We start from the raw sequence: 25680 nt of genomic DNA on the forward strand, positions 1-25680 counted from the left end.
CTGCTATGTGCTGCCACGTGGTGCTATGGATCGCTATGTATTGCCATAGCGCTTGTCTTCAGCGCACCTTACAACAAGCAAATCCTGTACCAACTTTTACCAAGTGGTAAAAACTAATATTGCACCAAACGATGGCACAATGGGTAAAAATCCCGTTGCCGCTCGCCAGAATGTGGCGCTTTTGCCGCACCAGATTGCTCCTCGTCACCTATCCGTTGGCGCGACAACAGAGGCCAGGGGGGATTTTTTATTGGCTGCCTCCCTGTCCAGCGAGTTTGGCTTTACTATTGCCTACGCTGGCATCGTGGGAGCTTTTGACTGCGAGTCTGCATCTGCTACGCCACGCAAACATCCGGCGCCAAATACAAAAATGAGCACCAATGAGCTTATCCGAACAGAATAAACCGACACGCGCACCGGCAGCCGCCGGCACCCGCCGCATGCTGAACCGCGACAAGCTGGAGGCGGACATCCTGGAGCAGGCAGTGAGGCTGTTTGCCGAATGCGGCTATGAAGGCAGCTCGGTCGCGGCCATTGCCGAGCAGGCTGGCCTGTCCAAGCAAAACCTGCTGTATTACTTTCCGACCAAGCAGGCGCTATACAACAGGGTGCTGGACGACGTGCTGGATCAATGGCTGGAGCGTATGGACCTGCTGGCCGACGACAGTAAAGAGCCGCAGGAAGTCTTGCACAGTTATATACAGGCCAAGCTGCGCTTTTCCCGTGAGCAACCATGGGGTTCGCGCTTGTATGCGATGGAAGTGATAGGCGGCGCGCCGATGTACGGCCAGGAAATCAAAAAAAAGCTGGTTCCTTTGCTGCGCAAGGACATCGCCGTGTTCGAAAAATGGATAAGCGAAGGGAAGATTGCCCCGGTCAACGCCACCCATCTGTTGTTCACGATCTGGGCGATGACGCAGTCCTATGCCGACTTCTCCACACAGATGTGTCTGGTGCTGAACCGCAAGCAGCTGACACGCACCGATTTTGCCGACGCTGAAAAACTGATCACCGACATGGTGCTGGCAGCGATCAGCATCACTCCCTCGCCGGTTCCGCAGGGCTGAGCGGCCAGGGCCCTGGCGGGCTGAAAGCGGCGGATATTCGCCGCCAAATACGCTGGTGGTGCGGCTTTCACGCAAAAGATTGCGCCTGCGGCGGATTTACATTTCAAAAACTTTGGTTTACCTGATTTCCTGAGTCATAATCTTGTCGAGAAAGGCAGGATATTTATGGCAACAATGAAGCAGGTGGCTGAGAAAGCGAGAGTGTCCACCACGACGGTGTCGCACGTGATCAACAATACGCGGGTCGTCAGCAGCGATGTCCGCGAACGCGTGCTGACCGTCATCCAGGAGTTGCGCTATATCCCCAGCGCGGTGGCGCGCAGCCTGAAGAACGACCGTACCCACACAATAGGGATGATGATCCCGAACAATTCCAACCCTTATTTTGCCGAACTGATCCAGGGCATAGAGGACGAATCCTTCAAGCTGGGCTACAACATCATCCTGTGCAATTCCTATGACGACCCGAAGAAGCAGGTCGCCTACATCCGTGTGCTGATGGAAAAAAGGATAGACGGCCTGATCCTGGTGTCATCCGGCTCGGACGACGAATTAAGCCAGCTGCTGGACGACGAAAGCATACCGAAGGTACTGGTGGATCGCGAGCTGACCGGTGTAGCGGCCGACTTCATCGAGGCCAATCACGAGCAGGGAGGCTACCTCGCCACCAGCTATCTGCTGGGGCTGGGCCATAGGAAGATTGCCTGCGTCTCCGGTCCACGCGCGCTGCTACCCAGTCGTGACCGCGTCAGCGGCTATATGAAAGCGCTGGCGGAAACCGGCGTGGCCTTCCGCGAAGACTGGCTGCTACATAGCGACTTTACCAGCCAGGGCGGCTTTGCCGCCTTCCAGCAACTGCTGGCGCTGGCAGACCCGCCGACCGCGATTTTTGCCAGCAACGACCTGATGGCGATAGGCGGCATCTGCGCCGCCACGCAGGCCGGCATACGGATACCGGAAGAATTATCGGTGATAGGCTATGACGATATCGCACTGGCCTCGTTCAGTAACCCGCCGCTGACGACGGTGGTGCAGCCTAAATACGACATCGGCGTGCTGACGGCACGGGTGCTGGTGGACAGGATCAATAATGCCGAGCTGCCGTTCCGCCGCGAACTGCTGGCCACGAGCCTGACGGCGCGCCAGTCTACCGCACCTCTGAAGCCGCGCTAGAGCCGGGCAGGCAGCCGGCATTTACATCATCAGGATGGCGGGAAGCATCTCGTTCAGGATGCGGTTCAGCACCTGCAGCAGGATCAGCGCGACCAGAGGTGAAAAATCCAGTCCGCCCAGCGGCGGCAGCAGCCTGCGCAAAGGCGACAGCAGCGGCTCGTTCAATGCACGGATAAACGGCGCGAACGGCGCATGCGGATTCACCCAGCTGAACACCGCCTCAATCACCAGCAGGGCCATCAAGCCATACAGTATCCATTGCACCAGCCTGAATACGGCGAGCAGGGCAAGGCTATAAAAAGAAAACTGCGGGCTTAACCAGATATTGATCACGATGGAAAGCAGAGCAACCAGGAAAGCGGCGATCAGGCTGGCCCAGTCGTAGCCGGCAAACCCGGGAATCAGCCTGCGGATAGGATGCACCAGCCAGTCGGTCAGCTGATAGATGGACTGCGCCAGGCCCATGGGCGGACGCACCCGCTGTACCTGCATCCAGAACCTGAGCAGCAGGAAGCCTGCAAACAACCCGGCAATGGTATCAACGACAAAGGTAAAAATTCCGTACAGCACAGCTTGCTCCTAAAAAAAACCCACTGGGTGATAAACATCACACAGTGGGTATTGTGCCTGAATAAGATCAGGCCTCCAAGCATGCTAAATTATGCTGGACGGGCACCTGTCGGGAAAGGCCATGCTGCTGTTGGGCTTACCACGGTTTTTGCGTCAGGTGTTGCTGGCTTGGCTGCTGCAACTGCAGCTGGTTTCGCCGCTGGCTTGGCCGCTGCTTTTTTAGCTGCTGGCTTGGCCGCTGGCTTAGCTGCAGGTTTTGCTGCTGCTTTAGCCGCTGGCTTGGCTGCTGCTTTTGCTGCTGGTTTGGCCGCAGGTTTAGCTGCTGCTTTTTTAGCTGCTGGCTTGGCCGCTGCTTTCGCTGCTGGTTTAGCTACTGCTTTTTTAGCTGCTGGCTTGGCCGCTGCTTTTGCTGCTGGTTTAGCTACTGCTTTTTTAGCTGCTGGCTTGGCCGCTGCTTTTTTAGCTGCAGGTTTAGCTGCCGCTTTTTTAGCTGCTGGCTTAGCTGCTGCTTTTTTAGCTGCTGGCTTGGCTGCAGGTTTAGCTGCCGCTTTTTTAGCTACTGGCTTAGCTGCTGCTTTTTTAGCTGCTGGCTTGGCTGCAGGTTTAGCCGCCGCTTTTTTAGCTACTGGCTTAGCCGCTGCTTTTTTAGCTGCTGGCTTGGCTGCAGGTTTAGCTGCCGCTTTTTTGGCTACTGGCTTGGCTGCTGCTTTCGCTGCTGGCTTTGCTGCCGCTTTTTTAGCTACTGGCTTGGCTGCTGCTTTCGCTGCTGGCTTTGCTACCGCTTTTTTAGCTGCTGGCTTGGCTGCTGCTTTCGCTGCTGGCTTTGCTGCCGCTTTTTTGGCTGCTGGCTTGGCTGCAGGTTTCGCTGCTGCTTTTTTAGCTACCGGCTTTGCTGCTGCCTTTTTCGCTGCAGGCTTCTTCGCCGCAGTTTTCTTTGCTTCTGGTGGGGTTGGTGCTGTTGCCATTTTGTTTCTCCTTCAAAAGATGGAAAAAATCAATTAAAAAATTAAAATCCGATCAGTAAACGAACGAGCGGATTATTCATCGGCACAAACAGAATGTTGTTTGCGCTAATGAATTCGGCACCAGCTGAACTGCTGCATCCCCTCTATTGATGCAGCGCTTCAGCCATATTGGCTCATTTCCATCCGTTAAATGCAAGGCTACTGCATCAAGGGTTAAAGCTTTAACAGACGGCTATTCAATCAGCCAAAAAAAACGCCTGCACATCGGTGCGGGCGTCGGTATTCTGTGCAGCAAGAGGATTTTGCAACGCCAAAACCGCAACACCCGGCTTTGCCAGGTATTGCGGCGAATTCAGAGCAGCGCTATTCGGTCTAGGACTGTCCATTCAGTTTGGTGAGGCCTCTCGCGTTTGGAGCCCGAAGTATTCGGTCAGGCCCGAAGGTGTGCAAAGGGAGGGCAAACTTGAGTGTCGATCTGAACTTTGGATATCGGCCAAAATTATTCCCAGTTCAGTGCTCCACCAGTTTGATACTCGATCACACGTGTTTCAAAAAAGTTGCGCTCTTTTTTCAGGTCTATCATTTCGCTCATCCACGGGAACGGATTTTCTTCCTGCGGGAATAATGCGTCAAGACCGATTTGCTGTGCGCGGCGATTTGCAATGAATCTCAAATATCCTTTGAACATCGGCGCATTCAAGCCAAGCACTCCACGCGGCATTGTATCCTCTGCGTAACGATATTCCAACTCTACTGCACGTAAAAACAACGATTTAATTTCGTCGCGAAATTCGGCGGTCCACAAATGCGGATTTTCCATCTTGATTGTGTTGATCAGATCGATCCCGAAATTGCAATGCATCGACTCATCACGCAAGATGTACTGGTACTGTTCTGCCGCGCCCATCATTTTATTTTGACGGCCGAGCGCGAGGATTTGCGTGAAGCCGACATAGAAGAACAGGCCCTCCATCAGACAGGCGAAAACGATCAGAGACTTAAGCAGCGTCTGGTCCGCTTCGGTAGTACCGGTCTTGAACTGAGGGTCGGTCAGCACGTCGATGAACGGGATCAGGAACTGATCTTTGTCGCGAATCGACGCCACTTCGTTGTAGGCGTTGAAGATCTCCGCCTCGTCCAGGCCCAGCGATTCGACAATGTACTGATAGGCGTGCGTATGGATCGCTTCTTCAAACGCCTGGCGCAGCAAATACTGGCGGCATTCCGGTGCGGTGATGTGGCGATAGGTGCCCAGCACGATATTATTGGCGGCCAGTGAATCGGCGGTGACAAAGAAACCGAGGTTGCGTTTGACCAGGCGGCGTTCGTCTTCGGTCAGCCCGTTCGGGTTCTTCCACAGCTCGATGTCGCGCTGCATGTTGATCTCTTGCGGCATCCAGTGGTTGGCGCAGCCGGCCAGATACTTGTCCCACGCCCATTTATATTTGAACGGCACCAGCTGGTTGACATCGGTCTTGCCGTTGATGATACGTTTGTCGGCGGCGTTGACGCGGCGGGCCAGTTCTTCTGGCGCGGCGGCAACCTGCTTGACGACCAGCGACGGGTTCAGCGCCACATCCTGCGTCTGCAAACGTGCCTGGTAAGCCGTGTCCGGCTGGCTTGCGGGCCGCTGTGGTGCTGCCGGCGCTACTTCATCATCCCAAGAAAGCATCTTTTATTCCTCTTCATTGCCGGCCGGACTGCTGTATTCCCGCATTCCGGCCTTGCATTTGTATCTGCCTTGAAACAACCGGCAATGCATCTGCCGGCCGCTCCTGCTTTTATTGCTGCGGCGCCCGTCTCTGCAACAAGGCACCGCTGATTCACTTACAGCCGCTGCTTACTGGCAGGCTTCGCACTCTTCAAAGCCGGCATCGCCTGGGCGCAGCACGCATGCCGGACCGTCGAGCTCTTGTTCCGGCGCTGCTGCCAGTGTGCTGGCCATCATGCCGCCACTGCCGCCATCGACTGCCACCGCATTCAGAGCACCGGTCTTGCTGGTCGATTTCTCTGTATGTGTTGCGCCTATGGTACGCAGGTAGTAGGTGGTTTTCAGGCCACGCAGCCATGCCAGCTTATAGGTTTCGTCCAGTTTCTTGCCGGACGCGCCTGCCATATAGATATTCAGCGATTGCGCCTGATCGATCCATTTCTGACGGCGGGAAGCTGCTTCCACCAGCCATGATGGGCTGATTTCAAACGCCGTTGCATACAGTTCGCGCAGATCTTCGGGGATGCGGTCGATTTTTGCCAGGCTGCCGTCAAAATACTTCAGGTCGGCAATCATGACTTCATCCCACAAGCCGCGCTCTTTCAGATCACGCACCAGGTGTTCATTGATTTCTGTAAACTCGCCGGACAGGTTCGACTTTACATACAGGTTCTGGTAAGTCGGTTCGATACAGGCAGCAACACCGATAATGTTGGAAATCGTTGCCGTAGGCGCAATCGCCACGCAGTTCGAATTACGCATGCCGTACTGTTTGATGCGGTCGCGCACCAGTGTCCAGTCCATGCTTTCCGACATATCCGCTTCCAGATAGCCGCCGCGTTCTTCGGCCAGCAGCTTCATCGAATCCTGCGGCAGGATGCCTCTGTCCCACAAGGAACCGCGGTATGAGCTGTAACGGCCACGCTCTTCCGCCAGTTCGGTCGATGCCAGATAAGCGTAATAGCAGACCGCTTCCATCGATGTATCGGCAAACTGCACTGCTTCGTTGGAAGCATACGGCACGCGCATCATATGCAGGCAATCCTGGAAACCCATGATGCCGAGGCCGACCGGACGGTGGCGCAAGTTGGAATCGCGTGCCTTCTTCACTGCATAATAGTTGATGTCGATCACGTTATCCAGCATGCGCATCGCTGTGCTTACAGTTTTTTTCAATTTAACGTGATCCAGCTTGCCGTCTTTCATGTGCGCCGGCATGTTGACCGAGCCCAGATTGCAGACTGCGATCTCGCTGTCGTTGGTGTTCAGTGTGATTTCCGTGCACAGGTTGGACGAATGCACGACACCGACGTGCTGCTGCGGCGAACGGATATTGCAAGGATCCTTGAATGTGATCCATGGGTGACCGGTTTCAAACAGCATCGACAGCATCTTGCGCCACAGGTCCAGCGCAGCGACTTTCTTCGCCAGTTTCAGCTCGCCGCTGGCGGCCTTCGCTTCGTAGCCGGTATAGGCCAACTCAAACGCCTTGCCGTATTTATCATGCAGGTCAGGCACATCGGATGGGGAGAACAGGGTCCAGTCGCCTTTTTCCATCACGCGTTTCATGAACAGGTCGGGAATCCAGTTGGAGGTGTTCATGTCGTGCGTGCGGCGACGGTCATCGCCGGTGTTTTTACGCAGGTCCAGGAATTCCTCGATGTCCATGTGCCAGGTTTCCAGGTAGGCGCAGACCGCACCCTTGCGTTTACCGCCCTGGTTGACGGCCACAGCAGTGTCGTTGACCACTTTCAGGAACGGTACAACGCCTTGCGATTTACCATTGGTCCCTTTGATATGGGCACCCAGCGAGCGCACCGGAGTCCAGTCATTGCCCAGGCCGCCGGCATATTTGGCCAGCAAGGCGTTTTCCTTGATTGCTTCGTAGATACCATCCAGATCGTCGGCGACCGTGGTCAGGTAGCAGGAAGACAGCTGGGAACGCAGCGTGCCGGAGTTGAACAGGGTCGGGGTGGAGCTCATGAAGTCGAATGACGACAACAGGTTGTAGAACTCGATCGCGCGGGCTTCGCGGTTGATTTCGTTCAGCGACAGACCCATCGCTACGCGCATATAGAAAGCCTGGGGCATTTCTATGCGGGTATCGCGGACGTGCAGGAAGTAACGGTCGTACAAAGTTTGCAGGCCGATGTAGCCGAACTGCAAGTCGCGGTCGGCAACCAGCGCATCCGCCAGTTTTTTCAGGTCGAACTGGGCCAGCTTGGAATCCAGCAGCTCGGCTTCTATACCCTTCTTGATGAATTTAGGGAAATAGTCGATGTACTCGGCGGCGGCGTCCTGCTGTGCGACTTCCTTGCCGAACACTTCCTTGCGAACTGTATGCAACAGCAGGCGGGCGGTGACCTGACTATAGGCCGGTTCTTTTTCCATCAGTGCACGCGCTGCCAGGATGGCCGATTTGTACAATTCTTCGACAGGCACGCCGTCGTACAGGTTTTTCAATGTCTCTGCCAGGATCGCTTCGGCATCTGCCAGGTTTTCCAGTCCTACGCAGGCGGCACTGATCAGCGCGCGCACCTGGGCCACGTCCAGCGGCTGGCGCTGGCCGTCAACGATCATATACAAAGGGGATGCCGCAGTGTCCGTTGCGGCAGGGGCGACCTGCGAACGGCGCTCTTCCATGCGCTTGGCGCGGTACAGCACATAGGCGCGGGCAACGTCATGCTCGCCGGAACGCATCAGTGCCAGTTCCACCTGGTCCTGCACATCTTCAATATGGAAAGTGCCGCCGGTAGGCTGGCGGCGCACCAGCGCCGACACGACATTGGAAGACAATTGTTCCACCAGCTCGCGCACGCGCGCCGACGCTGCACCCTGGCCGCCATTCACCGCCAGGAAAGCCTTGGTCACGGCGATAGAAATCTTGGACGGTTCGAAACCGACCACGGCGCCGTTACGGCGAATGATGCGGTATTCGCTGTAACCGGAACCTTGCGCGGCGGCGCTATTTGCATTGTGCGCGGCTTGCGATGCTACCGATGCCAGGTCAGGTGTCGAAGGGGTGGATATTTCAATTGAAGAGTGCATTTCGCCTCCAGGGTCAGCATTATTAAGTACGAGTCGGCAGCGCCACGCAGCAGTACTACAAGCTAGTTGCGGGCATTGTCGGATTAATCAATATAAACAAGGTGTTGCGGTGTATTGCAAAGCCGGATCGCTTCTTTTCCGGTCGTTTTTCAGCATAAACAGCGTCATTTTTTACTTCAGACCGAAAACAAAAGCAAGGTAGGGAAACAAATAAAAACCACTAGATATAGTGTACAAGCCTTGATTTGCACTAATTCTAGTGCCGCTATGCGGGCAATGCAACCGCTTTCTTTGCTAAAAAGAGAATTATTTAATCGATATAAAAGTCGTTGCGCCGATTGACTTTTTCAAACGTCGAATACAAAGGTCGGTATCGCGTGAGTGAGTGCTAACCTTGACGCTGTTGCGAAATTTTCCTGTACCTGCCGGCGGTAAAATTTCCAGTCGAAATGGGGGCCGGGATCGGTCTTGCGGCCGGGTGCGATATGCGAATGCCCGGTGACATGCGTCAGCGGATACGCTGTTATTAAGGCGGCACTGAGATCGGCCAGCATGCGGTATTGGCTGGCTTCGAACGGCAGCGCGTCGCTGCCTTCCAGTTCTATGCCGATGGAAAAATCATTACAGCCGCTGCGACCGCCAAACGACGAGGCGCCGGCATGCCAGGCACGCCTGGCGGCGGAAACAAACTGCAGCAGGCTGCCATCGCGCCGGATCAGGAAGTGGGATGACACCTGCACGCCGCGCAGCGATTCAAAGCTGGGGTCGGCAGCGGAATCCAGCCGGTTCAGGAACAGCTCACTAATATAAGGACCGCCGAAGCGGCCGGCAGGCAGGCTGATGTTGTGAATCACCAACAGCGAAATGGCCGTGCCGTCCGGCCGTTCGTTCGCATTCGGAGATTCCAGCCGGTCGGCGCCGCTGCACCAGCCGTCTTCGCCGATCAGCAGGCCGGAACCTGCAACGGATGCGCTCATGGGCGGGGATCTCCTTATTCCTCGTCGCCGATCTTCAGCTTCTGTATCTGATAGCGTAGCTGGCGGAAACTCACGCCCAGCAGCTCGGCCGCCTGCGTGCGATTATTGCGTGTCCTGGCCAGTGCCCGCCGTATGACCTCCCGCTCTATCCTCTCCAGGTAGTCGGGCAGGCTGCAGGGCAAATCGGGCGCGGCAAATATGTCATCGCCTCTAGGCTCCTGTACCGGCTGGCTTGCCGGTTCTCCAGCCCCGCCTTCAGCAATAGTAGCGGCCGAAGATACCGATACAGGCAGGACTTCAGCCCCGGTAGGGGCTTCACTCGCGCTGCGGTCGCTTTTGCCATTCCGTCCGTTGCGCAGCGCCAGGTCTTCCTGCTCTATATGGCCGTTGTCGGCAAAGGCGACCGCCCTCTCCAGGATATTTTCCAGCTCGCGCACATTGCCGGGAAATTCATATTCCTTCAGTGCCTGCAGCGCGTCCGCAGACAGGCTGATGGCCTCGCCAGGGGGGCTAAGCCGCTGCAGGATTGCGGCAGACAGTTCAGCGATGTCTTCCAGCCTCTCGCGCAGCGGCGGCAAGCCCAGCTCGATCACATTCAGCCGGTAATAAAGATCTTGCCGGAACTTGCCTGCCGTCACGCAGTCTGCCAGGTTCTGGTGGGTGGCGCTGATGATCCTGACGTCCACCGGCTCTTCCACGGTAGCCCCCACCTTGCGCACGCGGCGCTCCTGAATCGCGCGCAGCAGCTTGACCTGCATCGCCAGCGGCAGGTCGGCCACCTCGTCCAGCATCAGCGTACCGCCGCCGGCGGCCTGGAAAAAGCCCTCCCTGTCATCCTGGGCGCCGGTGAACGCGCCTTTACGATAGCCGAAAAATTCCGCCTCCATCAGCGTCTCGGGGATGGCGCCGCAGTTGACGGCAATAAACGGTTTGCCCGCGCGCGCGCTATGGGTATGGATTTCGCGCGCGGCCAGTTCCTTGCCGCTACCCGATTCGCCGGTAATGATCACCGGCGCCATACTGCGAGCGAGACGGCTGATCTGGCCCCGCACACCCTGCATGCCGGCCGACTTTCCTATCAGCACGGAGACTACCGGCGTGCCGCCCTCACCGTCCCCTATCCCCACGCTGGCGGGACCGGACTGCGCATTATCCGGGTAAGCCGGAGCTTCATTCATCTGCAATGCGGACCGGACCAGTTTGCGCAGCTGGTCCAGTGCCACCGGCTTGGATACGTAGTCGAAAGCACCGGCCTTCAACGCCACCACTGCATTGTCTGCGCTGCCGAAGGCGGTGATCACCGCAATCGGCGTCGTCTTGTAATGCGCGCCGACTTCAAACACGAGCTCCATGCCGGAACCGTCCGGCAGCCGCATGTCGGTCAGCACCAGCGCATAGCTGGCCTTAGCCAGGCAGGCCCGCGCTGCCGCCAGCGACTCGGCACTGTCCACGTCCAGGCCCATCTTAATCAGTGTAATTTCCAGCAGCTCGCGCAAGTGCGCCTCATCGTCAACGACGAGGATGCGCGGCACACTCTGGATTTCTTTGGCGCTCATGGCTTGTCCACGGAAAAATTGATGACAAAACGGCCTGCCAGCGACTGTGGCGCGGTATGCGGCGCCTGGGTCTCTTCCAGCCGGTATTCATAATCCAGCAAAGCATGATTATTCAGGCAAAGTTCGCGCGCCATATACAATCCCAATCCGGTTCCCTTGCTGGAGGTGGTATAAAAAGGCTCGAATAAATGGGAGCGCACCTCAGGACTGATGCCTGGGCCATCGTCCTGAATATGCAGTTCCTGCCTGTCCGGCTGCCCCGCATAGGCCCATATCCGGATGCTGGCCGGCTTGCCGCTGGCATAGCGTATCGCATTGGACAAGAGGTTGATCACAATTTCACGCAGGTGCATGGGGTCGAACTGTACCTTGAAATTGACGCTGTGATCGACATAGATCAGGCTGGACGCCAGTCCGCGGGTTTCATTCAGGTCCAGCACTATCTCCTGGATAACCGGTATCAGCAGGAAGGGCTCCAGGTCCGTCTGCGCCTTGCGCGACAATTTGAGGATGTCCTCGATCAGCTGGTTCAGCCGCAGCACATTGTCATCGACGATCTTCAGCAGGCGGCGGGCCTGGGTATCGTGCGGAATATCCTCACCCAACAGCGATGCAGCATACGAAATGGACGACAGCGGATTTCTTACCTCATGCGCAATACTCGCTGTCAGGCGCCCCATCGATGCCAGCTTGAGCTGCTGTGCCTGATTCTCGATTTCGGACACATCTTGAATGAAAATGATGGTGTAATCGCCGCGGTCCTGGTCGATGACGGCAATGTCGCTGCTGTCCACCGCGACAAACCTGAGCTTCAGGTGGGCAACGAACTCGCGCCGGCTATCGGCACCGGCGTCGTCGTTGCGGCTGTCGTCCAGCAGCCGCACGGCGACCAGCGCAGTGTCGGGATCGGCTGGTTCGGCCCTCGGAGCCGATTTTTGCTGCCAGGCGACCAGCGCCTCCGAAATCGGTCTCAGGCTTGCAAAATCCTGCAGCCGGGAATGGATTTCATTGCTGCCTAGCAGGCCGCCCAGCATGCGCCCGGCAGCAGGATTGATCTCAAACAAGCGCCCCCCCTGGTCCACGACCAGCAAGCCATCGCCCATGTCGGCAATCACCAGCCGGTTGATAGCCTGCTGGGTGGCCAGCTCCTTGCCACGCCGCGCCGCCAGTTCTTCCTGCCAGATCAGCTTGCGCGCCAGCCGGTTGAGCACATATACAACGGCAAAAAACGCGGCGCCATACAAGCCCGCCTGGGAAATCGGGATGCCGTCATCCAGCTGCAATGCCTGGTATCCGCTTTCCAGCAGCAGGAACAATGCCACGATCGATGTGAAAAACAGTGCCCATACCAGCGGCGCCAGCACGCCTGCTCCGGCCAGCGGGAACAGGTACAGGATAGCCAGCCCATTCTTGGCGCCGCTGGTGCCCACATACAGGATGGAAATAATCGTGATATCGACCGCGGTCTGCGCGGCCAGCTGCAGCATGAAGCGCCGCGGCCAGTATATTTTCAGCAAGACAAAACCGACCGTCAGCATCAGATAGACCATGCAGGTCTGCCGGAACAGCATTTGCGCCGGTGACCAGAACTGCCCGCTCTTCAGGCTGAGATAGCCTAGCAGCACTATCGCCACTACGACCCGCGACACGTTCAGCGTTTGCAGTGAACGCCCAAAGGTATTGTAGTTAGGCCGGAAGGTAGGCGCGGCGGGCATCGGTATCAGCGGGCACCTGCCTGCTCTGCATGCTCTGTGCTGCAATAGACCTGTTGCCCCTTGTATACCGCCTCGGATGCAGGAATATAGACCTGGCATGCTGCACAGCACACCATGGCCTCTGCATCGCGGGCAGGCTTGCCGGCTGATGGCGGAGGCGCCTGCTGTTCACGCGCGGGGGAAGCGACGGTTTGCACTTTCTTTTTCAGCGCCAGGATCACGACGACAAACAGCGCCAGCCAGAACAGGATTCTCATGCCAGACTCCTGTGCAGCAGCACTTCCAGCACAAAACGGCTGCCGACATACGCCAGCAGCAGCGTCAGGAAACCGGTCAGCGTGAAGTTCAGCACGGTCTTGCCGCGCCATCCGCGCCACTTGCGGCCCGCCAACAAAATGCCGAACAGCAGCCAGGACAGCAACGACAGGATGGTCTTATGGTCCCATTTGAACGCCACCCCCAGCACCTGCTCGGAAAAAATCACGCCGGACAGCACCGTCAGGCTCAGCAGCAGGAAGCCTATCAGCACCAGCCGGAACAGGATTTTTTCCATCGTCAGCAAGGCGGGGAGCCGCTCCACAGCGGTAGCCAGACGGGCACTCAGCCACTTTGCGGGCTTATTGCGGCGGCGCATGTGCAGGTGCGCATCCTGCAAAGTCATGACAACGGCGTGGAAGGCGGCAATGGTCAGTGTGCTGTAGGCCAGCAGTGCAATTGCGATATGCCATGGAAACATGACAGTCTGGCCGGCCAGCGTAATCACGCTGCCGGGGAAAAATACCGGCAGGATCGCCATCAGCGCCGCGCTGGGCAGCAATAGCACACGCAAGCCATCTAGTGAAAAATTACGGCTTTCCAGCCAGTACACCAGCACCGATATCCACAGCGCCGACGACAGCATGACCGCAAACCCTACCCTGACAGCATCGGGAGAAAAGGTGGTTTGCCAGAGCGCAAAGCCGTGCACCAGCCAGCCAGCCGCAGTAACCAGCGATACAGACAGCCGTTTTTGCGCGGGAATGAACACGCAGCCGATATACAGGGCGGCCGCCAGGAATGATAGATAGTTTTGCATGGCACAAGTTTACACTATGTCAGCGTTGAAATTCCATTCCACGCTGATTCGGTGCCGCGGCAGCTTCCGGGGTTCTTTCATAAAAGCCTCCCGCCGCTTGCCTAATCGGCATTGCGCGCTTCCAGCAGCCTGTATTTCTTGAGCTTGTCGTACAGGGTTTTCTTTGGTATTCCCAGGCTTTCGGCAGTGGCGGCAACATTGCCGCCATGGGCTTTCAGCGCGGCGGCGATCAGGCCGGCCTCGTAGGCATCCATTTTTTTCGGCAAGGTGTCGCCATCCTGCGCGGCGCCGGCAATGCCCGACTGCAATGCCCCTGGCTCGTCATCGAGCACACCCAGCACCAGCTTGTCTGCAAAATTGCGCAATTCACGCACGTTGCCGGGCCAGTCGCGCTGCCTCCACATCTCCAGCCGGGCGACGTCCCAGCCGGGTACGGATTTCCGATAGCGCAGTGCGGCTTTTTGCACGAAATGGGCGAGCAGCAGTGGAATATCCTGGCGCCGCTCGTTCAGCCGCGGCAGGGCCAGGCTGACTACGCTCAGCCGGTAATACAAATCCTCGCGGAATCTACCCTCCGCGCTCAAGGCCAGCAAATCCATTTTGCTGGCGGCAATCACGCGGCAATCTAGGTCAATCAGCGTATTGCCGCCCAGCCTTTCCAGCCTGCGCTCCTGCAATACCCGCAACAGCTTTACCTGCAGCGCCAGCGGCATGCTTTCTATTTCATCCAGGAAAATGGTGCCCCCATGCGCATATTCCAGCTTGCCGATGCGGCGCTTCTGGGCGCTGGTGAAGGCACCTGCCTCATGGCCGAAAATCTCGCTTTCAAACATGGATTCGGGCAGGGCCCCGCAATTGATGGCGACAAACTCGCCCTTGCGGCCCGAACTGGCGTGCAGCAGCCTGGCGACAACCTCCTTGCCGGTGCCGGTAGCGCCGTTGATCAGTACGTCGGCCTGCGTGGGTCCGATATTCTGGATAAACTTGCGCACTTTTTCTATCGGCGCCGACTGGCCTATCAGGTCCGGCGTATCGGGATGCGCCGCCAGGGTCTGCTTCAGCACACGGTTTTCCAGTACCAGCCGGCGCTTTTCCTGCGCCCGCAGTGCCGTCTCCTGCAAGCGCTCGGCCGCGTACGGCTTCTCTATAAAGTCATAGGCGCCGGTACGCATGACATTGACCGCCATGCTGATGTCGCCGTGGCCGGTAATGACGATCACCGGCAAATCGGCATCGGCCGCCATGACCTGCGCCAGCACATCCAGCCCTGACATGCCCGGCAGGCGCACGTCGGTAACAACGATGCCGGCGAAACCGGCGTTCAGGTAGTGCTGCGCCTGCTCGGCGCTGGCGCAGGCATGTACACTGAAACCTGCCAGCTCCAGCGTCTGCGCCGTCGCCAAGCGTACGGCCTGTTCATCTTCTATTAGTATGGCTTCCATTGCGGCGTCCATTGCGACATCCTTATCCTGCTTCTTGTTTTGTATCAACGCGTTCTGCCTCACCGGCAGGTATTTCTATGACAAACTCGGCGCCGCCTCCGGCAGTGTTCCTTGCTCGCAGCACGCCATTCATCGCCTGAATGATGGAAGATGAAATGGCCAGTCCCAGACCCAGGCCCTTGCCGGAGGGCTTGGTAGTAAAGAAAGGTTCAAATAGGTGCTGCACGGCCTCGTCCTGCAAGCCGGGCCCGGTATCCAGTATACGTATACTGGCCCACCGGCCTTCCACGCTCAGGTGGACGGTCACCTTTCGGATCTCTGCGCTTTCCACCGCATCAATGGCGTTGCGCAGCAGGTTCAGCAGCACTTGCTCCAGCCGGACCGGATCGCCCTGCACGTACAGAGATTCGTCCAGTTGCAATTCAAGCTGCACTGCCTGCCGCTCAAATTCGCCATGCAGCAAGCGCGCCGCCGCGTGGATGGCGGTGGCCACATTCATTGCCGACACCGCTTGCGGGCTTTTGCGCGCAAATCCTTTTAACTGGCCGACAATCTGGCCCATGCGCGCGCTGGCATGGCTGATGTGGCTGAGATTTTCCGTCGCCTGCGCGACCTTCCCCTGCGACAGGAAGGTGCCGGCATTATCGGCAAAGGCCCGGATCGCGGTCAGCGGCTGGTTCAGCTCATGCGTTATGCCGGCCGCCATCTGGCCCAGCATCGCCAGCTTGCCGGCCTGCACCAGCTCGTTCTGCGTTGAGCGCAGTAGCAGTTCCGTTTCTTTCAGTTTGGCGTATTTATGCTCCAGTTGCTGATTGGCGGACGTCAGCTGGTCGGTGCGCTCCGCTATCTTGTAATCCAGGTCCTGCGCCGCCTGCTTCAATGCCCTCTGCGCCGCGATGCCCTCTTCCAAGCGCCGCCGGCGCTGGTCGTAAGCCCCGAGGAAAGCGGCCAGCACGATCAGCACCAGGATACAAAGCACGGAGGCCTGCATACCGGCGCGAATTGCCTTGGCTTCCACCGGAAACAGCATCAGTTGCCAGCCCAGCCTCCCGATCGGACGTGCGACGTATTCGCCGAAACCCTCGCGCTGCGGCTTGGGCAGGTCCAGGATGGGCATGATGCGGCTACCGGCATATTGCAGCGTATCGGCAATATCCTGCTGCACCGCTGCATCCAGCGCGTGCAGGCTGTGGTATTGCCAGGCTTCGCGGTTGCTGAGAAAAACAACGCCCTGGCTATCCGTCAGTGCAATGGCCTCCTCACTGCTGCGCCATGCCTGCTCGAATTCATTCAGGCTGATCTTGACGGCAATCACGCCTATCGGCGCCGTGGAACCGCGCTCAGCGCCAGGGGGATAAACCGGTTGCGCAATAAAATATCCGGGAATGCTGGTGGTATTGCCTACCGCATAGAATCGCCCCGCATTGCCCTTGATGGCATCGTAGAAATACGGCCGAAACTTGAAATTCTGTCCCATGAAAGTTTGCGGCGCATCCCAGTTGCTGGCGGCAATGGTGAGGCCGTTGCGGTCCATCAGGTAGATGGCGGCAACCTTGGCATGCTGCTGTATGTCTTTCAGCGTGGTGTTCAGCGTACGGGCCAGGCCGGCATCGGCAGGAGAAGCGAGCAATTGCGAGGTCAGCGGCAGGTAGGCGACCGAATAAGGCAGCGTCTCGTATTTTTCCAGCGTGGAGCCGAGATCGAGGGCGATGATCTGCAATTGCCGCTCGGCAGCGTAGCGATAGTCGTCGCGCGCTTTCCTGGACGCGACCAGATAGGCGGCGAATACCAGCGCCACCGCCATTGCGGCCATCCCTGCCAGCAGGGCTATGCGCCTGGATGAGGCCATAGACTGATTTTCCTTGCTGCGCCAGCCCCACGCGCAACAATAGGATATTGACGTGGGGACTACGCTAAATAATTCACTACCTGTTGCAACAGCATGTCAAAAACAGCCGGCGGCCGGATGGCGGACTACCTCTCTCTATTAGAGGGATAGTCCACCATGATCAGTCTACCGCTGCCAGCTTCAATTCATCATGATGGTGGCGCTGCTGCTCCTCCATCACCAGCTGGCCCAGTTCCCGTTTCAGCGCATTGAACTCGGCAGCAGAAGGGTCGCGCAGGCGAGGCAAGTCAACCGTAATATCGCGCTTGACGGTACCAGGGCGGTAAGTCATCACGATGATGCGGTCCGCCAGGTAGATCGCCTCCTCTATGCTGTGGGTCACGAAGATGATGGTCTTTTTCAGTTCGGCCCAGATGCGCAGCAGCTCATCCTGGAGGTTACGGCGGGTCAGCGCATCCAGCGCACCGAAAGGCTCGTCCATCAGCATGATAGGAGAATCCAGCGCCAGCACGCGTGCAATGGCAACCCGCTGGCGCATGCCGCCGGACAGGTCTTTGGGGAAACGCGCCCGGAAATCGCTGAGGCCCAGCATACCCAATAGCGATGAGACCTTCTGTTGTATCTCGGCCTTGCCGCTACCCTTGATTTCCAGGCCGAAGGCAACGTTCTGCTCTACCGTCATCCACGGGAACAGTGCATATTCCTGAAACACCATGCCGCGGTCCGGCCCCGGAGCCGTGACCTCTTTGCCATCGGTCACAATGGAACCGGACGAAGGTAGCGAGAACCCCGCCACTGCATTCAGCAGCGTGGATTTACCGCAGCCGGAAGGCCCGAGCAGGCAGACAAACTGCCCCTGCGGGATTTCCAGGTTGATATCTTTCAGTGCGACCACTTCCTTGTCGGCAGTCTGGAATACCTTGTTGACAGCGTTCACGCTGATCTGCGTACTGTTCATATTAACTCTCCAGGCCGCGATGCCAGCGCAGCAGGTAGTTGTTGAGCTTGTTCATGCCGACATCCAGCGCCAGGCCGATAAAACCGATCGTAAACATGCCGGCCATGACCTTGTCGGTCCATGAATACTCGCGGGCTTCATTAATGCGGAAGCCAAGGCCGTTCGGCACGGCAATCAGTTCCGACACGATAACGATCATGAAGGCAGAGCCTATCGCAATCCTGATCCCTGCCAATATATACGGCGTTGCCGCCGGCAGCATCACCCGCAGCAACAGCGTCCCACGGCTGGCGCCCAGGTTTTGCGCGGCGCGCAGGTAAATACTGTCAACTTGACGCACACCGGTAATGGTATTGATCAGGATAGGGAAAAAAGCGGCAATTGAAATCATGAAGGTGGCTGGCGGATTGCCCAGGCCGAACCACAGCATTGCCAGCGGCGTGTAAGCGCTGGGCGGAATAGGCCGTAGTACCTGTATCAGCAGATACATGTGAGAATACACGCGCTTGCTGGCGCCCATGACCACACCCAGCGGCAACGCCAGGCCACCGCCGATCAGGAAGCCTGTCACTACCCGGTACATGCTGCCGGCAGCGTCGTGCAGCAGTTCGCCGGACAACGCCCACACCAGCCATGAACCGGCTTCGGCGGTATACGGTTCCGGCGGCAACAGGTATTCCACCCAGCGGTGCGCTACTGCAAACGGCGAAGGCAGCTTTAGCGGGCTGACGAAACCGGCAGAACATACGGCCTGCCATATCGCAATAACGACTACCGGCACGATCAGGCCGGCGATGATGCCGCGCCAATTGAATTTTGCCATTAACAGCCCCTTACCTGACGCCGGCGCTCTTCTTGGCGGCATCCAGCAGATCGGTTTTTACCCAATCCTTGGCGACCGGCGGTTTGGCCATCTTGCCGATGCCGTATTTGGCCATCACGTCGGTTGTGATCTGGATATGCTCGGGAGTGATATCGTAGGAATAAGGGGAGTTGGCGATGGCATCATTGAAGTCTTCCTTGGATATCTGGCCCTTGAAGACAGTCTCACGTACGTATTTTTCCGCCAGGCCTTTGTTGTCGATGAACAGCTTGGTCGAATCGACGAAGCAGCGCATGAATTTTTCCGCCAGAGGACGGCGCTCCGCATAGAATTTTTCCGTCATTACCAGCGTACGCACAGGCTCGCCGATAGGTGTATCGTAAGGCTTGATAACTTCGACGCCGAAGCCCTTGTTGATGGCCTGCGAAGATTGCGGCTCGGACTGCATGATTGCATCCAGGTCCTTGCCCAGCAGGGCCTGATTCAGGTCGGCAAAAGCCAGGTACACGATCAGCACATCCTTGCCCGGCTTGTCCGATGCAGTCAGGCCATTCTGCGCCAGTTCTGACGTCAGCAGCACGTCCTGGATCACGCCGCGGGTTACACCCACCTTCTTGCCTTTCAGGTCCTTGACGCTTTTGATGCCCGCGTCGGCACGCGCTACCAGGCGCACGCCGCCTTTGGCAAAGCCACCGACCACGTAAATAGGTGCGCCATTGGCGCGTGCTGTGATGGCGCCTTCGGAAGACGCCGCACCGACGTCGAGTTCACCGGCCAGGATAGCCTGCATGATGTCCGGGCCTTTGGCAAAAACGTGCTCTTCTATCTTGATGCCGCATTTGGGAGCGATTTCCTTGATATAGGATACCGCGCCATAGTGCGCAAATTTGAGGTTGCCGAGGCGGACGGTTTCCTGCGCCAGCGCGGAACCGGTACTGAGTGCAGCAACGGCGGACAGCAAAAAGCTCACTGCAAATGTCTTTTTCAACATGAAGGTCTCCATTATGTAATTGTTTGTGCAAGCGATATAGCATGCTTTATGCCAACATCAATTATCCCGAATCTTTTGCCAAGTGCTTGATTTTGATCGATTATTCTGATCACGAGAATTTCGGCAATTCTGAAAAACCAGAATGACAAAAAAATATTCCGGTTTTCCGCATCATAGCGTATTTACATTGAAATTTGCCTTCGATAAAGCAGCCGGGAAATACCGGCGGGGATTTCTATTTTTCAGACGTGCGGCGTCATCGGGTAAAATGGAGGGCTGATTTCTGTGCGTTGTCTGATATATGCGCGCACCTACGCTACATTGACTTATTTTCAAGAAATACACCATGCTCGATAATCTGACCCAACGCCTTGCCAAAGTCGTTAAAACCATGCGCGGAGAGGCTCGCCTGACCGAGTCCAACACCGCGGAGATGCTGCGCGAAGTACGCATGGCCTTGCTGGAAGCCGACGTGGCGCTGCCTGCCGTCAGGGAACTGATTGCCCGCGTCAAGGAAAAGGCCATGGGCGAAGAAGTCATTTCTTCACTGACCCCCGGCCAGGCGCTGGTGGGTGTGGTGCAAAGAGAGCTGGCCAGTATCATGGGCGCCGATCTCGGCGAAGAAGCCTATCAACTGAGCTTTGCGACCCAGCCACCGGCAATTATCCTGATGGCTGGCCTGCAGGGTGCGGGTAAAACCACGACCGTCGGCAAACTGGCTAAATACCTGCGAGAACAGAAAAAGAAAAAAGTGCTGACCGTTTCTGCCGACGTCTACCGTCCGGCGGCGATCGGCCAGTTGCAGACCGTCACGGAACAGGTCGGCGCCGATTTCTTCCCTTCGCTGCCGACCGACAAACCTGTGGATATCGCGCTGGCCGCTCTGGATTACGCGAAGAAGCATTATCATGACGTGCTGATCATCGATACCGCCGGCCGCCTGGGCATCGACGAGGCGATGATGCAGGAGATTGCCGCGCTGCACGCCGCCGTCAAGCCTATCGAGACCCTGTTTGTAGTCGATGCGATGCTGGGGCAGGATGCGGTCAATACTGCCAAAGCCTTTAACGACGCACTGCCGCTGACCGGCATCGTGCTGACCAAGCTGGACGGCGATTCGCGTGGCGGTGCCGCATTGTCGGTGCGCCATATCACCGGCAAGCCGATCAAATTCGCCGGTGTTGCAGAAAAACTGGATGGACTGGAAGCGTTCGATCCTACCCGCATGGCCAACCGTATCCTGGGCATGGGCGATATCCTGGCACTGGTGGAATCGGCGCAAAAAGGCATGGATGTGGCCGCGGCACAGGATCTGGCACAAAAGCTGAAGGTCGGCGGAAAATTCGATATGAACGATTTCAAGCTGCAGCTGACGCAGATGAAAAAGATGGGTGGCCTGTCTAACCTGATGGACAAACTGCCGGCACAATTGCAGCAGGCAGCCAATGGCGCCAATATGGACCAGGCCGAAAAACAGGTGCGCCGCATGGAAGGCATGATCAACTCGATGACGCCGCTGGAAAGGGCCAAGCCGGAACTGATCAAGGCATCCCGCAAGCGCCGCATTGCCACCGGCGCCGGCGTGCAGATTCAGGAAGTGAACCGGATGCTGGCGCAATTCGAGCAGATGCAGTCGATGATGAAGAAGCTCAAAGGCGGCGGCATGATGAAGATGTTGCGCGGCATGAAAGGCATGATGCCAGGCGCGGAATCCGGCCCCGGCAGGCGCTAGGCCCGCAGGTAAACTGCATTGTTGAGATGCGGCACCTGATGAGGTGCCGTTTTCTTTTTTAGATCTTTCCCTCTGAAATCGCCTGAAAACAGCTTTCCCGGCTGTTTTTGGGCTCGCCGCCCTTGCTGGCTGCTGTATAGGATACATTTTCCGTAAAAAGCCGCAAAAAACACTTGCGTCACCAGAAAAACCCCACCACTATTAGCGATGCGTGAAATGACGCATTTTCCACGATATTTGTGAAGGAGGCTTAAAGATGGCAACAGCACCAAAACCACCAGAGGCAAAAAAGCCCGCTGCTAAGAAACCGGCAGCCAAAGCAGCCCCGGCCAAAGCAGCAGCTCCTAAAAAAGCCGCAGCAAAACCAGCAGCTAAAGCAGCCGCAAAACCGGCAGCAGCCCGCAAGCCAAACGCAGCGTTCATGAAGCCGATGACGATTTCCCCTACCCTGGCAGCTGTGATCGGTGCAACACCTATTCCGCGTACAGAAGTCACTAAAAAAGTATGGGAATACATCAAGAAGCACAAGCTGCAAGATGAAGCGAACAAACGCAACATCAACGCTGACGACAAGTTGAAAGCTGTTTTCGACGGCAAAAAACAAGTCTCGATGTTTGAAATGACCAAGCTGATTTCCGGCCACCTGTCCTAAGCAGCAGCCGCAGTTTCGTTGGGAGACTTATTGGGACTTTCAATCCCAATCCCAAACAAAAAAGCCCGCATCGCGCGGGCTTTTTTGTCGTCGTTTTTTAAGTCCGGCATCAATCCTTACGGCCAGGTACTCCCCCTCCACGCCATATTGACTATGCCTTGTACTCCCAGCGCTTCCACGCCGCGAGCACCGCATTCGGATAGTCCGGTTGGCCCCGGCTGCCGTTATACCTGCCCAGCGCCAGATACAGGCTGCCGCCTTCCATATCGATATACATCCGCAGGATGGCGCAGCCGTAGCGTAGATTGGTCTGCATCTGGAACAGCTTCTTGGCATCGTTGTCGCCGATCACGCGCGACCAGAACGGCATCACCTGCATATAGCCGCGAGCCCCCACCACCGATGTTGCATACTTGCGGAATGCAGATTCGACCTGTATCAGCCCCAGCACCAATGCCGGCTCCAGCCCTGCCCTTGTAGACTCATACCAGACAGTCTCCAGGAACTCCAGGCGCGTCTGGTTATCCGGCAGGCGCTTTTTCAGGCGGCCGGACATCTCCCCCAGCCAGCGCAGGTACTTGATTCTTTCGTCGATATTGGGGAAGCTGGCGCGCGGCGGACGTGCATCGCTGATGGCCTTGGCCAGTGCAATGCGCACGGCATCCGCCATCGCCTCTTCCTTCTGGTTGCCGGCGATGGCAGGACTACCGGCAGCTCCCGCCAACATGACGAGACCTGCCAGCAGCCAAACCTGGCTGCGACGCATCAAGGGCTTGCTAAAAAAGAGCAACAATACTACTTCCCTTGCAATTTCTGCAGGATGAAGGCCTGCATCTCCTGCAGCGGCACATTGCTGGCGGCAGCATCGCGGCGGCCCAGGTATTCCAGCTGGCCTTCCTTCAGCCCGCGGTCGCCGATGACAATGCGGTGCGGCACGCCAATCAACTCCCAATCGGCAAACATTGCACCTGGGCGTTCGCCACGATCGTCCAGGATCACGTCGACACCAGCCGCCAGCAACGATGCGTACAGCTTTTCGGTTTCAGCCTTGACCGCTTCGCTGCGGTCCATGCCCATAGGACAAATCACCACTTCGAAAGGTGCGATCGCTGCAGGCCAGATAATGCCCTTGTCGTCGTAATTCTGTTCGATCGCCGCACCCAGGATGCGCGTCACGCCTATGCCGTAGCAGCCCATCTGCAACAGTTGCGGTTTGCCGTTTTCATCCAGAAAGCTCGCTTTCATATCTTCCGAGTAGCGTGTGCCGAGCTGGAATACATGACCCACTTCGATGCCGCGCTGTATCGCCAGCACGCCTTTGCCATCCGGCGAAGGATCGCCGTTGACGACATTACGCAGGTCGGCAACGAGCGGTTCTGGAATATCGCGGCCCCAGTTAGCGCCGGTGAAATGGAAATCCGCTTCGTTGGCGCCGCAGACGAAATCGCTCATCAACGCCACCGTGCGATCGGCCACGACCTTCACCGGCAGCTTGGTATTGATGGGGCCGAGGTAACCGGGAGGTGTACCAAAGCTTTCGATAATTTCTTCTTCGGTGGAGAAACGGTAGTTGGCCAGGCCAGGCACTTTGGCTGCCTTGATTTCGTTGAGCTCGTGATCTCCGCGCAGCAGCAGCAGCCAGACCTGTTTGCTGATTTTTTCTTTCTCTTCAGTTTCCACCGTCAGCACGATCGACTTGACGGTCTGCTGCAGAGGCAGGCCCAGCAATTCGGCCACGTCTTCACATTTAGCCTTGCCGGGGGTCGCTGTTTTTTGCAGCGCAGCCTGCGCCGGTGCCCGCGCATCGGCGAGCGGCATCGCTTCGGCCGCTTCCATATTGGCTGCGTAGTCCGAAGTGGGGCAATAGACCAACGCATCTTCGCCGGTATCTGCAATGACGTGGAATTCGTGCGAGCCGGAACCGCCGATGGCGCCATTGTCGGCTGCCACGGCACGGAACTCCAGACCGAAGCGGCTGAAAATGCGGAAATAGGCGTCATACATGACCTGGTAGGAATTCTTCAGGCCTGCTACATCGCGGTCGAATGAATACGCATCCTTCATCGTGAATTCGCGGCCGCGCATCAGTCCGAAACGCGGACGGCGCTCATCCCGGAACTTGGTCTGGATGTGATAAAAATTGATAGGCAGCTGGCGGTAGGACTTGATCTCATGCCGCGCCACGTCGGTGATCGCTTCTTCCGACGTAGGCTGGATGATGAAGTCGCGGCCATGCCTGTCCTTGACGCGCATCAGTTCTGCGCCATACTTTTGCCAGCGGCCGGTTTCCTGCCATAGCTCTGCGGGCTGTACTACCGGCATCAGCATTTCTATCGCGCCGGCACGATTCATTTCTTCACGGACAATGTTTTCCACCTTGCGGATGACGCGCAAACCCATGGGCATATAGTTGTAGATGCCGGAGCCGAGGCGCTTGATCATGCCGGCGCGCATCATCAGCTTGTGGCTGACGATTTCTGCATCGGCAGGTGCTTCTTTTAAAGTAGAAATAAAAAATCGTGTAGCGCGCATGACAATGATTCTTTTCAAAAATTGAGGGTTATAATCAATCCAATTTTAAAGGATTAGCTGGCTAATGCGCCCACTCTTTGCATATTTGATGACGGAAACTGCGTTTTATCTATGGAATAACGTGCCGAGCAAACGAAAAGCACCGGATTTCCAAACGTAGCGTCACCCTCACATCCTCAGGGAAGGCCGTTTAGCCACAGAAAGTTTTGAGGTTGAACATGCTAGATCGTGAAGGCTTTCGGCCTAACGTAGGCATTATATTGCTTAACGCCAACAATGAGGTCTGGTGGGGTAAGCGCGTGCGCGAGCACTCCTGGCAATTCCCCCAGGGTGGCATCAAATACGGCGAATCGCCCGAGCAGGCCATGTACCGCGAACTGGAAGAAGAAACCGGTTTGCGGCCTGAGCACGTCAAGGTCATCGGTCGCACCCGCGACTGGCTGCGCTATGAGGTGCCGGACCATTTTATCAAGCGCGAAATCCGCGGCCACTACCGTGGTCAGAAGCAGATCTGGTTCCTGCTGCGCATGGTGGGCCGCGATTGCGATGTCAACCTGCGCGCCAGCAACCATCCGGAGTTCGATGCATGGCGCTGGCATGAGTACTGGGTGCCGCTGGACGTTGTCATCGAATTCAAACGCGGCGTCTACCAATTGGCCTTGCAGGAATTGTCACGTTTCCTGAACCGTTCGGATCACGGCAGCGCTTCGCGCCAGACCAGCCGCTACCTGCGGCAACAACATCAGGCAAACCCCTGCGACGACAGCAAGCCGTCGCAGCAATTGCCCACCGTGCCGGCTGCGCAAGCGGCGGGTGCTATTGATACAGAAAAAACCAAGTAACC

General features: G+C 57.1%; 22 protein-coding genes. 6 read left to right on the plus strand and 16 right to left on the minus strand.

Annotation, left to right across the window (positions count from 1 at the left end; genetic code table 11):
• The first annotated feature begins 139 nt into the window (after positions 1 to 139).
• The 3 genes from ACO0LO_RS11920 (at position 140) to ACO0LO_RS11930 (ending at position 2240) form a co-directional block, all read left to right on the plus strand.
• Positions 140 to 403 carry a hypothetical protein gene (locus ACO0LO_RS11920; protein WP_422964444.1) on the plus strand — a complete coding sequence of 88 codons (264 nt, stop codon included), beginning with the start codon at positions 140 to 142 and terminating at the stop codon, positions 401 to 403.
• Positions 381 to 1067, plus strand: coding sequence for a TetR/AcrR family transcriptional regulator (locus ACO0LO_RS11925; RefSeq protein ID WP_422964445.1), 687 nt, complete (start codon positions 381 to 383; stop codon positions 1065 to 1067). The genes ACO0LO_RS11920 and ACO0LO_RS11925 overlap by 23 nt, the downstream gene beginning before the upstream one ends.
• Before the next feature lie 165 nt (positions 1068 to 1232).
• Positions 1233 to 2240: a LacI family DNA-binding transcriptional regulator gene (locus ACO0LO_RS11930; RefSeq protein ID WP_422964446.1), complete on the plus strand. Its 1008-nt coding sequence runs from the start codon at positions 1233 to 1235 to the stop codon at positions 2238 to 2240.
• Positions 2241 to 2261: 21 nt separating this feature from the next.
• Here ACO0LO_RS11930 and ACO0LO_RS11935 read toward each other — a convergent pair whose 3' ends face one another.
• The 14 genes from ACO0LO_RS11935 to ACO0LO_RS12000 form a co-directional block, all read right to left on the minus strand.
• Positions 2262 to 2810 carry a YggT family protein gene (locus ACO0LO_RS11935; RefSeq protein WP_422964447.1) on the minus strand — a complete coding sequence of 183 codons (549 nt, stop codon included), beginning with the start codon at positions 2808 to 2810 and terminating at the stop codon, positions 2262 to 2264.
• A gap of 89 nt (positions 2811 to 2899) precedes the next feature.
• On the minus strand, positions 2900 to 3775 hold the full coding sequence (locus tag ACO0LO_RS11940) for a hypothetical protein (protein WP_422964448.1): 876 nt from the start codon (positions 3773 to 3775) through the stop codon (positions 2900 to 2902).
• Between the two features lie 499 nt (positions 3776 to 4274).
• On the minus strand, positions 4275 to 5447 hold the full coding sequence (locus ACO0LO_RS11945; protein WP_422964449.1) for a ribonucleotide-diphosphate reductase subunit beta: 1173 nt from the start codon (positions 5445 to 5447) through the stop codon (positions 4275 to 4277).
• Between the two features lie 168 nt (positions 5448 to 5615).
• Positions 5616 to 8534, minus strand: coding sequence for a ribonucleoside-diphosphate reductase subunit alpha (locus tag ACO0LO_RS11950; protein ID WP_422964450.1), 2919 nt, complete (start codon positions 8532 to 8534; stop codon positions 5616 to 5618).
• A gap of 347 nt (positions 8535 to 8881) precedes the next feature.
• Entirely contained in the window at positions 8882 to 9511 is a 630-nt protein-coding gene (gene ampD / locus ACO0LO_RS11955; protein WP_422964451.1) for a 1,6-anhydro-N-acetylmuramyl-L-alanine amidase AmpD, read from the minus strand.
• Between the two features lie 14 nt (positions 9512 to 9525).
• The gene (locus ACO0LO_RS11960) at positions 9526 to 11067 is read right to left on the minus strand and encodes a sigma-54-dependent transcriptional regulator (protein ID WP_422964452.1); all 1542 of its coding nucleotides are present in this window, start codon (positions 11065 to 11067) and stop codon (positions 9526 to 9528) included.
• Positions 11064 to 12782, minus strand: a complete 1719-nt coding sequence (locus ACO0LO_RS11965; RefSeq protein WP_422964453.1) for a two-component system sensor histidine kinase NtrB — start codon at positions 12780 to 12782, stop codon at positions 11064 to 11066. The genes ACO0LO_RS11960 and ACO0LO_RS11965 overlap by 4 nt, the downstream gene beginning before the upstream one ends.
• Positions 12783 to 12787: 5 nt before the next feature.
• Positions 12788 to 13039, minus strand: coding sequence for a PP0621 family protein (locus ACO0LO_RS11970; RefSeq protein ID WP_422964454.1), 252 nt, complete (start codon positions 13037 to 13039; stop codon positions 12788 to 12790).
• A complete protein-coding gene (locus tag ACO0LO_RS11975; protein WP_422964455.1) occupies positions 13036 to 13857 on the minus strand; it encodes a cytochrome C assembly family protein in 822 nt (273 codons plus the stop codon). The genes ACO0LO_RS11970 and ACO0LO_RS11975 overlap by 4 nt, the downstream gene beginning before the upstream one ends.
• Positions 13858 to 13958: 101 nt before the next feature.
• The gene (locus tag ACO0LO_RS11980; protein ID WP_422964456.1) at positions 13959 to 15299 is read right to left on the minus strand and encodes a sigma-54-dependent transcriptional regulator; all 1341 of its coding nucleotides are present in this window, start codon (positions 15297 to 15299) and stop codon (positions 13959 to 13961) included.
• Positions 15300 to 15321: 22 nt separating this feature from the next.
• A complete protein-coding gene (locus ACO0LO_RS11985; protein WP_422964457.1) occupies positions 15322 to 17148 on the minus strand; it encodes a sensor histidine kinase in 1827 nt (608 codons plus the stop codon).
• A 160-nt stretch (positions 17149 to 17308) separates the two neighbouring features.
• Complete coding sequence (locus ACO0LO_RS11990) at positions 17309 to 18106, minus strand: ABC transporter ATP-binding protein (protein WP_422964458.1); 798 nt, start codon at positions 18104 to 18106, stop codon at positions 17309 to 17311.
• 1 nt (position 18107) lies between these two features.
• On the minus strand, positions 18108 to 18929 hold the full coding sequence (locus tag ACO0LO_RS11995) for an ABC transporter permease (protein ID WP_422964459.1): 822 nt from the start codon (positions 18927 to 18929) through the stop codon (positions 18108 to 18110).
• Positions 18930 to 18939: 10 nt separating this feature from the next.
• Positions 18940 to 19920, minus strand: coding sequence for an ABC transporter substrate-binding protein (locus ACO0LO_RS12000; protein WP_422964460.1), 981 nt, complete (start codon positions 19918 to 19920; stop codon positions 18940 to 18942).
• 346 nt (positions 19921 to 20266) lie between these two features.
• On the opposite strand from ACO0LO_RS12000, the gene ffh reads away from it, so the two are divergent.
• Together ffh and ACO0LO_RS12010 are read left to right on the plus strand one after the other, a co-directional pair.
• Entirely contained in the window at positions 20267 to 21652 is a 1386-nt protein-coding gene (gene ffh / locus ACO0LO_RS12005) for a signal recognition particle protein (RefSeq protein WP_422964461.1), read from the plus strand.
• A gap of 256 nt (positions 21653 to 21908) precedes the next feature.
• Positions 21909 to 22304, plus strand: coding sequence for an SWIB/MDM2 domain-containing protein (locus ACO0LO_RS12010; RefSeq protein WP_188567068.1), 396 nt, complete (start codon positions 21909 to 21911; stop codon positions 22302 to 22304).
• A 151-nt stretch (positions 22305 to 22455) separates the two neighbouring features.
• Here ACO0LO_RS12010 and ACO0LO_RS12015 read toward each other — a convergent pair whose 3' ends face one another.
• The gene (locus tag ACO0LO_RS12015; RefSeq protein ID WP_422964462.1) at positions 22456 to 23070 is read right to left on the minus strand and encodes a lytic transglycosylase domain-containing protein; all 615 of its coding nucleotides are present in this window, start codon (positions 23068 to 23070) and stop codon (positions 22456 to 22458) included.
• A gap of 29 nt (positions 23071 to 23099) precedes the next feature.
• Entirely contained in the window at positions 23100 to 24836 is a 1737-nt protein-coding gene (locus ACO0LO_RS12020; protein WP_422964463.1) for a proline--tRNA ligase, read from the minus strand.
• 218 nt (positions 24837 to 25054) lie between these two features.
• Between ACO0LO_RS12020 and ACO0LO_RS12025 the strand changes: the two genes are divergently transcribed.
• Positions 25055 to 25678: an RNA pyrophosphohydrolase gene (locus tag ACO0LO_RS12025; RefSeq protein ID WP_422964464.1), complete on the plus strand. Its 624-nt coding sequence runs from the start codon at positions 25055 to 25057 to the stop codon at positions 25676 to 25678.
• Positions 25679 to 25680: the final 2 nt, after the last annotated feature.

The organism is Undibacterium sp. TJN25 (assembly GCF_049339885.1).
GTDB lineage: Bacteria > Pseudomonadota > Gammaproteobacteria > Burkholderiales > Burkholderiaceae_D > Undibacterium.